Here is a 12044-nt window from a genome sequence, read left to right on the forward strand (position 1 = left end):
CGGCTGTCGCCATGCGTCGGCAGAAACCAGAGCACCTTGATGCGGTCCGGCACGACCCGGCTCATGGCCTCTCTCCCGCTGCCTGACGAAGGCGGCCGGATATGCCTGCTTTGGTGAGTAGCTGATGCGAAAGAGTGGGCATGGCGTGGTCCTGTCCGGGTGGAAACCAGATCGCCAGTGCAGATTGCTTATTCCACAAACTCTGTAGAGTTAGTTTATTCCAATTCTGCCGCCGCTATTAGAATTTCTCTCTCTGGCAAGAAAAGGAGGCCGGCCCGAATACACCGGGCCGGCCTCCTCGTATCAGAACGCTGGTTCGACCGCGTTGACGTTGTCCTTGGTGACGACGGTCAGCGGGATGGGCAGCCGGTCCTTGACCTGCTTGCCGTCGATGATCTCGGCCATCGTGTTGATCGCCAGGCGGCCATCCTCGACGGGCGACTGGACGATGGTCGAGTACATTTCATTGGTTCGGATCGATTCGAACGCATCCTTCTGGCCATTGATGCCGACGATCGGCGGTGCGGCCTTGGAGGGGTTGGCCTCCTTCCATGCGTCGATGAAGCCGCGGGCCATCGTGTCGTCATTGGCGTAGACGCCGCTGATCTGGTCGCCGAAGCGTGTGATCAGATCGCGGCTGACCACCAGTGCCTTTTGCTGGTCGAAGTCGGCGTTGACCGTGTCGAGCACCTTGATGTCGGCATTGGTTTCCTTCAGACGGTCGGTGAAGCCGCTGACGCGTCCGATCGTGGTGCCGTTGCCGGCCTGGCCGGCGATGATGACGACGGAGCCCTTGCCGCCGAGCGCCTTGCTCAGCGAGTCCGCCGCCAGCTTGCCTTCCTCGTAGACGTCAGGCCCGGTGAACGACTTGATGAACGGCTTGGCATCGTCGCTCATCGGTGAATTGATGAGGATCGCCGGAATGTTCGCCTGCTGCGCGCGCGCCAGCCCCGGTATGTATGCCTGCGGGTCGAGCGGCCACAGGATGATGCCGTCGACCTTGCGCGCAACGCAGGTGTTGAGCTGCTCGGTGCCTTTCTGGACGTCAAAATCCTGGCTGAGGCTCAGGATCTCGATACCGAGTTCCGCAGCGCGCGCCTGAAGCGCCTTGTTGGCCGGCGTCGCGTAGGCATGCGAATCCGCTGCCGTCACGTAGCAGACCGTCTTGGCGCTGGCCCAGCCCGTCGATGCCAGCACAGCCGCCAGGGCGGCGACGTGAAGCATGCTTTTCTTGCCAATCATGTGTTTCCTCCCAATCATGTGGTTCCTCCTTGAGTGATTGGATTGTCGCGAACGAGCGCCGGGCGCGTGCCCGGAGCCCTCCCCTTGGTGGTAACGGCCCGATCGAGCACGACGAGCAGGATCAGGATAAGCCCGGACACGACCTGCTGGACGTATGCGGGAACGGACTGGAACTCCATCGCGATGGTCAGCGAGCCGATCGTCAGCACACCGCCGAGCGTGCCGAGCGCGGATCCCCTGCCGCCTTCGAGACGAGTTCCGCCGACAACGACCGCGGCAATGACGGCGACCGTCAGTTCCGAGCCGAAGACAGGCGAGCCGGTGTTGGTGACGAGGCTCTGGAGAACCCCCGCCAGGCCGGCAAGCGTGCCGGCAAAGACAAAGCCGAGAAAGACGATACGGTCCGAGGCGATACCGCTTTCCTTGGCAGCCGCCGGGTTGGACCCCACCGCAAAGACGTTGCGCCCGGGTATGGTGCGCGTCAGCCAGAAATGCAGCAGCACGATCAGGGCAATGAACAGCGCGCTGCGGAGGGTGAAGACATCGAGATAGATCTTGGCCAGCGCCAGGGAGAGCATGATGTCGGTTCCGGTCACCGGCTGGCTGTTGGTGATCCAGTGCGCGAGCGAGCGGAAGATGAGCATCGTCGCTAGCGTCAGCACGAGCGAATTCACCTTCAGGCCGACGACCAGCATGCCGTTGACGGCGCCTGCCAGGGTACCGACCAGGATGCCGACGATCGCAGCAGGCAGGATGCCGATCTCTCGCTGCAGGATGACCGACACGATGCCGGCCAGGGCAAACACCGCGCCACCGGAGAGGTCGATCTGGCCCGATATCAAAAGCACCGTCAGGCCGATGGCGATCAGGCCGATCGTCGCCGCCCGGTCGAGGCCGAGGCCGAGGGTCGATGCCGAGAGGTAGCCGGGGACCACCAGCGCGGAAATGACGAGCGTCAGACCGAGAATGACGATGACGCGATACTGCGAGACAAGCGAAAGAAAACGCATCACGACACGCCCCGCTTGCGCAGCGCCGCATCCATGCCAACGGCGCCGACGATCAGGATGCCGAGCACGAAACCCTGGATCGGCGTGCGCACACCGTCGAGCACCATGACGTTGGTCAGCAGTTGCACGAAGATGAGGCCGGCGATGGCCCGTGGCACCGATCCGAAGCCGCCGACGATCGACACGCCGCCGACCACCACCGCCGTGATGGCACTGAATTCGTAGCCGCCGCCGATGAGCGGCCGCGCGCTCTGCAGCGTCAGCCCGAGCAGGCCGCCGCTGATGCCGGAAGCGAGTGCTGTGATCACGAAGGCGCCAGCCTTCACGGCCTGCACCGGAACCGCACTTGCCTCGGCGGCGCTGTAATTGCCGCCGGTGGCAAGCGTCCATCTGCCCCAGAAGGAGCGGGACAGCACGAAATGGCCGATAAGAGCAATGACCAGGAAGATCAGCACCACGACCGGAATGCCGAACAGCCGGCCCTTGGCGAATTCGGCGGAGGCGGGATTGCTGCCATAGACAATGACCCCGCCGACAGCCGCCTGGACGATGCCCAGTCCGATCGTGCCGATGCCGAGCGTGGCGATGATGGGGTTGATGCCGACATAGCCGACCAAGACGCCGTTGAGCAGGCCTATGAGGCCGGCAAGGCCGACGGCCAGGACGAAGGCCGGCAGCGGCCCGATCACTGGCTGCAGCCCGAGCGACAGGATGGCGCCGCAGGCGATGGTGGCCGGCACCGAGAGGTCGGCCAGGCCGCCGACCACGAGCACGAAGGTCATGCCGACGACGACGATGCCGACGATGGACATCGAGGTCAGGACGTTGAGCAAATTGCCTGATGTGAAGAAGGCGGGGCTGACGAAGGAGCCGTAGAGCATCACGGCGAGGATGGCGAAGGCCAGCCCCGCCTTCGACAGGACACCGACAAGCCTGCTGCCGCGCGTAAAGCGGTCGTTGCGGTTCACACCGCCGATCTCCATGGCAGCTTCGGTCACGCCATCTCCTCCCCGGTGGCCAGCGCCATGATGCGTTCCTCGCTCAATTCGCTGCGCAGGAGAGGCTCGGAGGCGTGTCCATCGCGCATCACCACCACGCGGTCGCAGACGCCGAGGATTTCGGGCAGTTCCGAGGAGATCATCACCACCGCCATGCCGCCTGCGACGAGTCGGCCGATGATGTGGTGGATCTCGGCCTTGGCGCCGACGTCGACGCCCCGCGTCGGCTCGTCGAGGATCAAGACCAGGGGCTTGGCGGCAAGCCATTTGGCGATGACCGCCTTCTGCTGGTTACCGCCCGACAGAAGGCTGATGCGCCGTTCGCCGTCGGGCGGTGAAATCGAAAACTGCTTGACCGAGTCCGCGGCAAGCGCGTGATCGGCGCTGCGGCTGATGCGCCCGAAACGGCTCAGGCGGCGCAGTATGGGCAGGCTGATGTTTTCCCGGATCGACATTCCAGGCACGACGCCGTCGCCCTTGCGATCTTCCGGAACATAGGCAATGCCTGCCCTGACCGCCTGGGATGGCGAGTTGATCGAGACCTCGCGTCCGTTGACGCTGACTGTGCCTTCGACAAGCCGCGACAGGCCGAAGATCGCGCGGGCGACCTCGGTGCGGCCAGCGCCCACCAGCCCGGTCAAGCCCAGTATCTCGCCGGCGCGTACATCGAAGCTGACATCGCGGAAGCGCGCGCCGTCGCTGATGCGTTCGACGCGCAGCACCGACTTGCCGATCTCGGCCGGGCTTTTCGGGAAGACATTGCTGACTTCGCGACCGACCATCAGCCTGATCATGTGAGCGGCATTTATGCCTTCGATCGGCCGCGTCTCGATCATTGATCCGTCGCGCAGCACAGTCACCTCGTCGGCAATTTCGAGCACCTCCTTCAGTCGGTGGCTGATATAGATGATGGCGATTCCGTCATCGCGCATCTTGCGCAAGATCCGGAACAACGCCGCCGTCTCATGCTCGCTGAGGCTGGATGTCGGTTCGTCCAGGACGATGATCCTGGGCTGCGCCGCGTAGGCCTTGGCGATCTCGACGAGCTGCTGCTGGCTGATCGACAGGTTGCCGAGCCGTTCACGCGGGTTGATGGTCGCTCCGAGCTCATCGAGGACGGCGGCTGCAGCCCGGATCATCTCGCCCTTGCGCAGAAACGTCCACTTGCCCGGCATGCGGCCGAGATAGACGTTTTCGGCGACGCTCAGGTCGGGGACCAGATTGATTTCCTGATGCACCATGCGGATGCCCAGCGCCTGGGCATCGGCGGGCCGGCGCATGCGCACTTCGGCGCCGCCGACCCTGATTGCGCCGCTGGTGGGTGCGTAGGACCCGTTGAGCACTTTCATGAGCGTCGATTTGCCGGCGCCGTTCTCACCCACGACCGCATGAACGGTGCCGAATTTCACGGCGAAATTGACGTTGGACAGAGCCTTCACGCCCGGGAACGTCTTGCTGATGCCTCGCATGTCCAAGGCGCAATCGGCGGCGACAGTCATATCTGGCTAGGTTCCTCCTGGCGGCTGGCCGTCCTCGGTATCGACTATCGATATGTTAGTATAATAGTTGCTTCAACGCAGCTCGACCCCTCTTCGAACTGGCTTGAACGCCGGGCTTTGAACACGCGGCTCAGTCCAGGCTCTAGGTTGCGGTTGAATTTCTCACCGCGGATGATGACTATTGCACTAATATAATAGTTCTGGCAAGCTGGATTCCGGCGGTCGTTATGGACATCGTGTCCACCGACACCCGACCGCTTCCATTGGATGCGTTCCGATTGACATTCTAGTATTATCTGGCCATTTCTGGTGAACGAAGACACGGATTTGCAATGGACCTGGATCCTTCGACGCTCAATCGGGCTCTTCCGCTCCGCGATCAGATCTATCACAAGATCCGCAACCTGATCGTCGTCGGGCAGTTGAAGCCGGGGGAGGTCATCAACGAGGTCGCCATCGCGGAGGCCCTGGGTGTGTCGCGCACCCCCGTTCGCGAAGCGGTCAAGCGCATCAGCGACGAGGGCCTGGTCAAGATCCTGGCGCAAACGGGCACCTATGTCGCTCCGATCAGCCGGGCCGACCTGGAAGAAGCCTATGTCATTCGGCGGGCACTAGAGATGGAGAGCGCCCGACGCGCGGCCGCCAAGTTCACACCGGCCGCCAGCGAATTGCTGGAAGACAACATGGCGGCGCACCGGCTTGCCATATCGCGAGGCAGATATGCCACCGCGATACAGCTCGACGATGTCTTTCACCGCACCATCGCCGAGATCTGCGGCCTGCCGATGATCTGGAGAGCCGTCGACATCTCAAAGGCACAGATGGATCGCGGCCGCTATCTCGCCATCCCCAAGCCGGGCTATGGCGAACAGACGATCGAGCAGCACGAGGCCATTTTCGACGCGCTGAAGCGCCACGACGCCGAGGGTGCGGCGCAAGCGATGGAACACCATCTCGAGACGTCGTTCCGCAACACGCTCGAAGTCGCCGCCGACCTTCTCGACTGAAGCCCTGCGAGCCACCGGCATGCAAAGAATGGGACTTTGTATCGGCGTGAAAGCAGAGGCGATCGCGGACTACAGGCGCGTCCACGCCGCCGTCTGGCCCGACGTCCTCGAGGTCATCAGCGGCGCCAACATCCGCAACTATTCGATCTTCCTGCGCGAACCGGAGAACCTTCTGTTCGCCTGCTGGGAGTATCACGGCAGCGACTTCGCCAAGGATGCGGCGCGAATGGGCGAGTCGCCGGCGATGCGCAAATGGTGGGAGCTGTGCGACCCCATGCAGACGCCACTGCCGACGCGCGCCGACGGCGAATGGTGGGCGGCGATGGAAGAGGTCTTCCATCTCGACTGACCGTGTCCCGGCCGGGCGGCGATCCGTTGTTTCATCCAGCCGTTTGCCGCCCTCAAACTGCGCCGCACGCCACTCACCTGACCGATCCGCCGCAACGCCCTGCAGTCCAGGCCTTTCGCAACCGCACCTTGACCACTGACATTCTATTATATTAGTATTCCAAATCACTTTTGCCTCTCGACGCTCCTTGTCGGGGAGAGCTTTTTCAGAGTTTGGGTCATGGCACGGTTCATCAAGCTGTCGGATACCGACAACATTCTTCTGGCGGTCGATCCGTTGAAGATCGGCGACAAAGCCGGGGACGTGGCAGCGAAGGCGCGCATACCGCGCGGGCATAAGATGGCCCTGCGCGACATCGGCTCGGACGACCCGATCGTGAAATACGGCCAGACCATGGGCTTTGCGCGGGAACCCATCGTCGCCGGCGACTGGGTTCACGAGCACAATGTGTATCTGCGCAATTTCGAACGCGACTACGTCTTCGGCACCAATACCAGGCAAACCGAGATCGTTGCCGAGGCCGAGCGGGCCACCTTCATGGGTTACCGCCGGCCGAGCGGCAAGGTCGGCACGCGCAACTTCATCGCCGTCCTGACGTCGGTGAATTGCTCTGCCAGCGTCGCCCGGTTCATCACCGACGAGGTCAACCGGTCTGGCATCCTGCGCGACTATCCCAATATCGACGGCATCATCGCACTCGTCCACGGCACTGGCTGCGGCATCGACACCAAGGGTCCCGCTTACGACCTGCTGAAGCGCACGCAATGGGGCTTCGCCACGAACCCCAATGTCGGCGGCGTGCTGATGGTCGGGCTCGGCTGCGAAGCGTTCCAGATTCCGCGCTGGATGCAGTCGTACAACATCGAGGAGAGCACGATTTTCCGCACGATGACGATCCAGGAAACCGGCGGCACGCGAAAGACAGTCGAGGCCGGCGTCAAGGCGATCGTCGACATGCTGCCTACGGTGAACGCCGCCGAAAGGACGCCGCAACCAGCCTCCGAACTGGTGCTAGCACTGCAATGCGGCGGATCGGACGGTTACTCCGGCATCAGCGCCAATCCGGCACTGGGTGCTGCGGTGGACCTGCTTGTCGGGCAAGGCGGCACGGCCGTGCTCTCGGAGACGCCCGAAATCTATGGCGCCGAACATCTTCTCGCCTCGCGCGCCGAGAGCCGCGCGGTGGGTGAAAAGCTGATCGAGCGCATCCGCTGGTGGGAGGATTATACCGCCAGGCACGACATGGAGATGAACAACAACCCTTCGCCCGGCAACAAGCTGGGTGGGCTGACGACCATCCTGGAGAAATCGCTCGGCGCCTCCGCCAAGGGCGGCACCACCAATCTGCGCGCAGTGCTGGAATATGCCGAGCCGATCAACGAGCGCGGCCTCGTCTTCATGGATACGCCTGGCTACGATCCGGTCTCGGCCACCGGGCAGGTCGCCGGCGGCGCCAACATATTGTGCTTCACCACCGGCCGCGGTTCGGCCTTCGGCTGCAAGCCGACGCCCTCGATCAAGCTTGCCTCCAACAGCTTCATCTTCGAGCAGATGCGCGAGGACATGGACATCAATTGCGGAGACATACTGGACGGCGTCTCGCTGGCCGAGAAGGGCGAGGAGATCTTCGCCGAGATCCTGCGCGTCGCTTCCGGCGGGCGCACCAGGTCGGAAGCGCTCGGCTATGGCGACAACGAGTTCGTGCCATGGAGCCTTGGCGCAACCATGTAGCGATATCGCCCGCCTGCACAGGCCGGCGGGCGCCCACGAAAAATCTCAAACGGAAAGAACCGATCGACATGAACAGCATCGATCTTGACGGCCAGCACGCTGTCGTCACCGGCGGCGCCCAGGGCCTCGGCTTTGCGATGGCCAGACGTTTCGTCGCCTCCGGCGCGACGGTAACCTTGTGGGATCTCGATGAGGCCCGCCTCGAAACCGCCAAGAAGGAACTCGGCAACGCCGCCACGACGGAGATCGTGGACGTCGCCGATTGGGCGTCGGTGGACGCGGCGCGCGCCAGGACCGAAGAGTTGGCCGGCAAGATTTCCATTCTGGTCAATTCCGCCGGAATTGCCGGCCCGGCCGCCCCGCTCGACGTCTACGACATCGAGACGTGGAAGAAGGTCATCGATGTCAATGTGAACGGCACGTTCTACGTCAACCGCGCCGTGGTTCCGGGAATGAAGGAGCGCAATTACGGGCGCATCGTCAACATAGCCTCGGTGGCCGGAAAGGAGGGCAACCCGAACGCATCAGCCTATTCGGCCTCGAAGGCGGCGGTCATCGGCCTGACCAAGTCGCTCGGCAAGGAGCTGGCGCAGTACGACATCGCGGTGAACTGCATCTCGCCGGCCACGGCGCAGACGCGCATCCTCGAACAGCTGACGCCGGAGCACATCGAATATATGCGCTCGCGCATTCCGCGCGGCCGCCTGCTGGAGGTCGACGAGGCCGCCGCCATGGTCGCCTGGCTCGTCTCCAAGGAGAACAGTTTTACAACCGCCTCTACATTCGATTTGTCGGGTGGACGGACTACCTACTGATCGCGCAATGCCGTTCAGCCAGGCAACCGACCGAGGCCGGCCGCGAAACGCGCCACCACCGCCAGGCCAGTCTCGTTGGGCCGCATCGCCGGAGCCCGGTCGTGGGTCAGGATGCCGGCGCGGGCGCCGAACAGCCGCTTGCCGTAGCAGATCAGGTTCTCGATGCCTTGCATGACGAAGACCGCTGCCGGCAACATTCTTGCATATTCTGCCTCGGCCGTGGCTTCGTCTCCGGCGCGGAACGCATGATAGGCGCGCACGGCATAGTCGATGCAATCCGGCGCCAGGATCATGCCGCGGCAACCGATGCGGAAATTGTCGATCAGTTCCAGGCCGCCGCGTCCGTTGAAAACCGCTATCCGGCCTTCGGTGCGCTCGATCAGCCCGGCGATGTCGGTGACCGGACCTTCGCCCTTGATCAGCCTTATGTTGGGATGAAGCGTGACGAGTTCGCGGATTTCGTCCGATGACAGGCCGCGCCCGAAAAAGGCCGGCGCGTTCTGGATCGCCACCGGCAGGTCGGTCGCCTCGGCGACGCGGCCGAAGAACTTGATGTATTCCGGCGCACCATAGGATCCGGCTGGCGGCGGCTGCAGGATCACCCAATCCGCTCCGACGCTTTCGGCATGGCGAACCTGCGCCACCTGCTCAGCCACAGAAGAACCGAAGATGGTGAAGGCGAGCGGCACTTTTCCTGCGGTGTCTTCCGCCGTCCAGTCCATGATCGTCCGACGCTCGGCCTCGGTCAGCTTGGCGACTTCCGTTGCCAGGCCGAGCGCCGCCATGCCGTGCACGCCGGTCGCGAGGCAGATCTCGACCTGCCGACGCATCGCCGCGCGGTCCAGCTGTTCGTTCACGTCAAAGAGCGCGTAGAGAATGGCGTTAATGCCGTGGAAATCGAAAGGCCGGAAATTAGGCATGCTGGTCGGCCTCAATGGCTTTCGCGCGGGATGGCGTGGCCACGGCTTCCGACGAGAAAGTCGAGGTCGGCGCCACGATCCGCCTGCAGGACATGGTCGACGTAGAGGCCTTGATAGCCGCCGCGCATCGCCGGGACGGGCGGTAGCCAGGATTCACGACGCCGCGCCAACTCCTGTTCCGACACGTCGAGATGCAGCTTCCTCGCTTCGACATCGAGCTCGATGAAGTCGCCGCTCCTGACCAGCGCCAACGGGCCGCCGATAGCGGCTTCGGGTGCGGCATGCAGAACGACAGTGCCGAAGGCAGTACCGGACATGCGGGCGTCGGAGATGCGGATCATGTCGCGCACGCCTTGTTTCAGCAGCTTCCGAGGCAGCGCCATGTTGCCGACTTCGGCCATGCCGGGATAGCCTTTCGGCCCGCAATTCTTCAGCACCATGATCGACGTTTCGTCGATATCCAGCAAGGGATCGTCGACGCGCGCCTTGTAATCGTCGATGTCCTCGAAGACGACGGCGCGGCCGCGATGCTTCATCAGCGCTGGCGAGGCGGCGGACGGCTTGATGATCGCACCGTCGGGCGCCAGATTGCCGCGCAGCACCGCAATGCCGCCCTGCGGCGTGAGCGCTTTGTCGCGCGGGCGGATCACCTCCGGATTGTAGTTTTGGGCATCACTGATGTTGTCGCGCACGGTCTTGCCGGTGACGGTCAGCGCGTCGAGATCAAGCAGACCGGCCATCTCCTTCATGACGGCCGGAATGCCACCGGCGTAACAGAAATCCTCCATCAGGAAACGGCCGGACGGCATCAGGTCGAGGATGGTCGGCACATCGCGGCCATATCTGTCCCAATCGTCCAGCGTCAGCTCGGTGCCGACGCGGCCGGCGATTGCCAGGAGATGCACGACCGCATTGGTCGAGCCGCCGATCGCGCCATTGATGCGGATCGCGTTGGCGAAGGCTTGTCTGGTGAGGATAGCCGACGGGCGCAGATCCTCATTGACCATCTCGACGATGCGCCGCCCCGTCATGCGGGCGATGCGGCTGCGGCGCGCATCGACCGCCGGATAGGCGGCGTTGCCCGGCAGCGCCAGGCCGAGCGCCTCGACCATCGAAGCCATGGTCGAGGCGGTGCCCATGGTCATGCAATGTCCGGGCGAGCGCGACATGGCGCTCTCGGCATCGGCGAAATCCTGCTCGCTCATCACGCCGGCGCGGACATCCTCGGAGAATTTCCACACATCGGTGCCGGAACCGATCTCCCGGCCCTGAAAGCGGCCATTGAGCATCGGCCCGCCGGAAATGACGATCGACGGCAGGTCGCAGGAGGCCGCGCCCATGACCAGCGACGGCGTGGTCTTGTCGCAGCCGGCCATCAGCACGACGCCATCCATCGGATTGCCGCGGATCGCCTCCTCGACATCCATCGAGGCGAGGTTGCGAAACAGCATCGCCGTCGGCCGCAGATTGGACTCGCCGCAAGAGAAGACCGGGAATTCGAGCGGCAGGCCGCCAGCTTCCAGCACGCCGGCCTTGATGTGCTCGATCAGAGCACGGAAATGCACGTGGCAAGGCGTGAATTCGGAGAATGTGTTGCAGATGCCGATCACCGGACGGCCGTCGAAGGCATCATCGGGCAGGCCGTTGTTCTTCATCCAGCTGCGGTGGATGAAGGCATCCTTGCCCAGCCCGCTGAACCAGTGCTGCGATCGTCTCTTGGTCATGGTCTTTCCGGCGTTCAGGCGGGATGCTGGAGCTGGCTCAGTCCACCGTCGACGACGAGCGTGGCCGCGTTCATGAACGGGCACTCGTCGGAAATCATGAACACCGCGGCAAGCGCGATCTCGTGCGCCGTGGCGATGCGGCCGCCGGGGTGCAGTGCCATGGTGTTGGCGCGTGCTGTGGCCGGGTCGGCAAAGCTGTTCCAGTAATCGATCGCCTTCTGCGTCTCGACATAGCCCGGCGCCAGCGCGTTCACGCGCACGCCTTGCGCCGCATATTCGAGTGCCAGCGATTTGGTCAGGCCGAGCAGCGCGTGCTTGGCGACCGGATAGGGGAAGGTATGCGGGATGATGGTGAAGCTGTGCGTCGAGGCGATGTTGAGGATGGCGCCGCCGCCGCTCGCGATCATGCCCGGCAGCACCGCCTTGCTGCAGTTCCAGGCTCCCTTGACGTTGACGTCGAAGTTGCGGTTCCACTCTTCCTCGGTCGCCTCGAGCGGCGTCGAGAACACATTGACCCCGGCATTGTTGATCAGCGCGTTGATCGGGCCGATCTCGGCAGCCGCTTGGCTGACGGCAGCCGCAATCCCGGCGCTGTCGCTTATGTCGGCCGCAACATGTCCGACATGGCCTTGCGGTGCGGCAAGGCCGGCGACTGCCTTGTCCAGCAGTGCGGCATCGCGGTCGACCAGGAACAGTTTTGCGCCTTCGGCCAAACAGGCTTCGGCGATGGCAAGCCCGATTCCTTGCGC

General features: G+C 63.6%; 11 protein-coding genes and 1 pseudogene (1 of these 12 cut by a window edge). 4 read left to right on the forward strand and 8 right to left on the reverse strand.

What is annotated here, in order from left to right; genetic code table 11:
• From ssuD to EOC06_RS18095, 5 genes and pseudogenes are all read right to left on the reverse strand, one after another.
• Nucleotides 1-65 (reverse strand): annotated as a pseudogene (ssuD, locus tag EOC06_RS18075) (FMNH2-dependent alkanesulfonate monooxygenase); it reaches 1122 nt to the left of the window's first position.
• Nucleotides 66-303: 238 nt separating this feature from the next.
• The gene (locus tag EOC06_RS18080) at nt 304-1242 is read right to left on the reverse strand and encodes a sugar ABC transporter substrate-binding protein (RefSeq protein WP_128308413.1); all 939 of its coding nucleotides are present in this window, start codon (nt 1240-1242) and stop codon (nt 304-306) included.
• A gap of 14 nt (nt 1243-1256) precedes the next feature.
• Nucleotides 1257-2252 carry an ABC transporter permease gene (locus tag EOC06_RS18085; protein ID WP_127322263.1) on the reverse strand — a complete coding sequence of 332 codons (996 nt, stop codon included), beginning with the start codon at nt 2250-2252 and terminating at the stop codon, nt 1257-1259.
• Entirely contained in the window at nt 2252-3250 is a 999-nt protein-coding gene (locus EOC06_RS18090; RefSeq protein ID WP_245469730.1) for an ABC transporter permease, read from the reverse strand. The genes EOC06_RS18085 and EOC06_RS18090 overlap by 1 nt, the downstream gene beginning before the upstream one ends.
• The gene (locus EOC06_RS18095) at nt 3247-4749 is read right to left on the reverse strand and encodes a sugar ABC transporter ATP-binding protein (RefSeq protein WP_128308414.1); all 1503 of its coding nucleotides are present in this window, start codon (nt 4747-4749) and stop codon (nt 3247-3249) included. Before EOC06_RS18095 ends, EOC06_RS18090 begins: the two co-directional genes overlap by 4 nt.
• Before the next feature lie 332 nt (nt 4750-5081).
• Between EOC06_RS18095 and EOC06_RS18100 the strand changes: the two genes are divergently transcribed.
• From EOC06_RS18100 to EOC06_RS18115, 4 genes are all read left to right on the forward strand, one after another.
• Nucleotides 5082-5756, forward strand: coding sequence for a GntR family transcriptional regulator (locus tag EOC06_RS18100; RefSeq protein ID WP_127269483.1), 675 nt, complete (start codon nt 5082-5084; stop codon nt 5754-5756).
• Nucleotides 5757-5775: 19 nt separating this feature from the next.
• The gene (locus EOC06_RS18105) at nt 5776-6105 is read left to right on the forward strand and encodes an L-rhamnose mutarotase (RefSeq protein ID WP_127269482.1); all 330 of its coding nucleotides are present in this window, start codon (nt 5776-5778) and stop codon (nt 6103-6105) included.
• Nucleotides 6106-6324: 219 nt separating this feature from the next.
• Nucleotides 6325-7836, forward strand: coding sequence for a UxaA family hydrolase (locus EOC06_RS18110; RefSeq protein WP_128308415.1), 1512 nt, complete (start codon nt 6325-6327; stop codon nt 7834-7836).
• Between the two features lie 68 nt (nt 7837-7904).
• On the forward strand, nt 7905-8651 hold the full coding sequence (locus EOC06_RS18115; RefSeq protein WP_127397822.1) for an SDR family NAD(P)-dependent oxidoreductase: 747 nt from the start codon (nt 7905-7907) through the stop codon (nt 8649-8651).
• Nucleotides 8652-8665: 14 nt separating this feature from the next.
• On the opposite strand, the gene EOC06_RS18120 is transcribed toward EOC06_RS18115, so the two are convergent.
• From EOC06_RS18120 to EOC06_RS18130, 3 genes are all read right to left on the reverse strand, one after another.
• Entirely contained in the window at nt 8666-9571 is a 906-nt protein-coding gene (locus EOC06_RS18120) for a dihydrodipicolinate synthase family protein (RefSeq protein WP_128308416.1), read from the reverse strand.
• 11 nt (nt 9572-9582) lie between these two features.
• Nucleotides 9583-11295, reverse strand: a complete 1713-nt coding sequence (gene araD / locus EOC06_RS18125) for an L-arabinonate dehydratase (protein ID WP_128308417.1) — start codon at nt 11293-11295, stop codon at nt 9583-9585.
• Between the two features lie 14 nt (nt 11296-11309).
• Nucleotides 11310-12044 (reverse strand): SDR family oxidoreductase (locus EOC06_RS18130; RefSeq protein WP_128308418.1); only part of this gene is annotated, 735 nt, incomplete at its 5' end.

This window comes from Mesorhizobium sp. M7A.F.Ca.MR.362.00.0.0 (assembly GCF_004023175.1).
In the GTDB taxonomy this organism is placed as follows: domain Bacteria; phylum Pseudomonadota; class Alphaproteobacteria; order Rhizobiales; family Rhizobiaceae; genus Mesorhizobium.

Excerpts from the sequence above, each read along its gene's own strand:
- EOC06_RS18115 (WP_127397822.1), top strand. The coding sequence starts at position 7,905 with ATGAACAGCATCGATCTTGACGGCCAGCACGCTGTCGTCACCGGCGGC.
- EOC06_RS18080 (WP_128308413.1), bottom strand. The coding sequence starts at position 1,242 with ATGATTGGCAAGAAAAGCATGCTTCACGTCGCCGCCCTGGCGGCTGTG.
- EOC06_RS18085 (WP_127322263.1), bottom strand. The coding sequence starts at position 2,252 with ATGCGTTTTCTTTCGCTTGTCTCGCAGTATCGCGTCATCGTCATTCTC.
- EOC06_RS18100 (WP_127269483.1), top strand. The coding sequence starts at position 5,082 with ATGGACCTGGATCCTTCGACGCTCAATCGGGCTCTTCCGCTCCGCGAT.
- EOC06_RS18110 (WP_128308415.1), top strand. The coding sequence starts at position 6,325 with ATGGCACGGTTCATCAAGCTGTCGGATACCGACAACATTCTTCTGGCG.
- EOC06_RS18095 (WP_128308414.1), bottom strand. The coding sequence starts at position 4,749 with ATGACTGTCGCCGCCGATTGCGCCTTGGACATGCGAGGCATCAGCAAG.
- EOC06_RS18105 (WP_127269482.1), top strand. The coding sequence starts at position 5,776 with ATGCAAAGAATGGGACTTTGTATCGGCGTGAAAGCAGAGGCGATCGCG.
- EOC06_RS18120 (WP_128308416.1), bottom strand. The coding sequence starts at position 9,571 with ATGCCTAATTTCCGGCCTTTCGATTTCCACGGCATTAACGCCATTCTC.
- araD (WP_128308417.1), bottom strand. The coding sequence starts at position 11,295 with ATGACCAAGAGACGATCGCAGCACTGGTTCAGCGGGCTGGGCAAGGAT.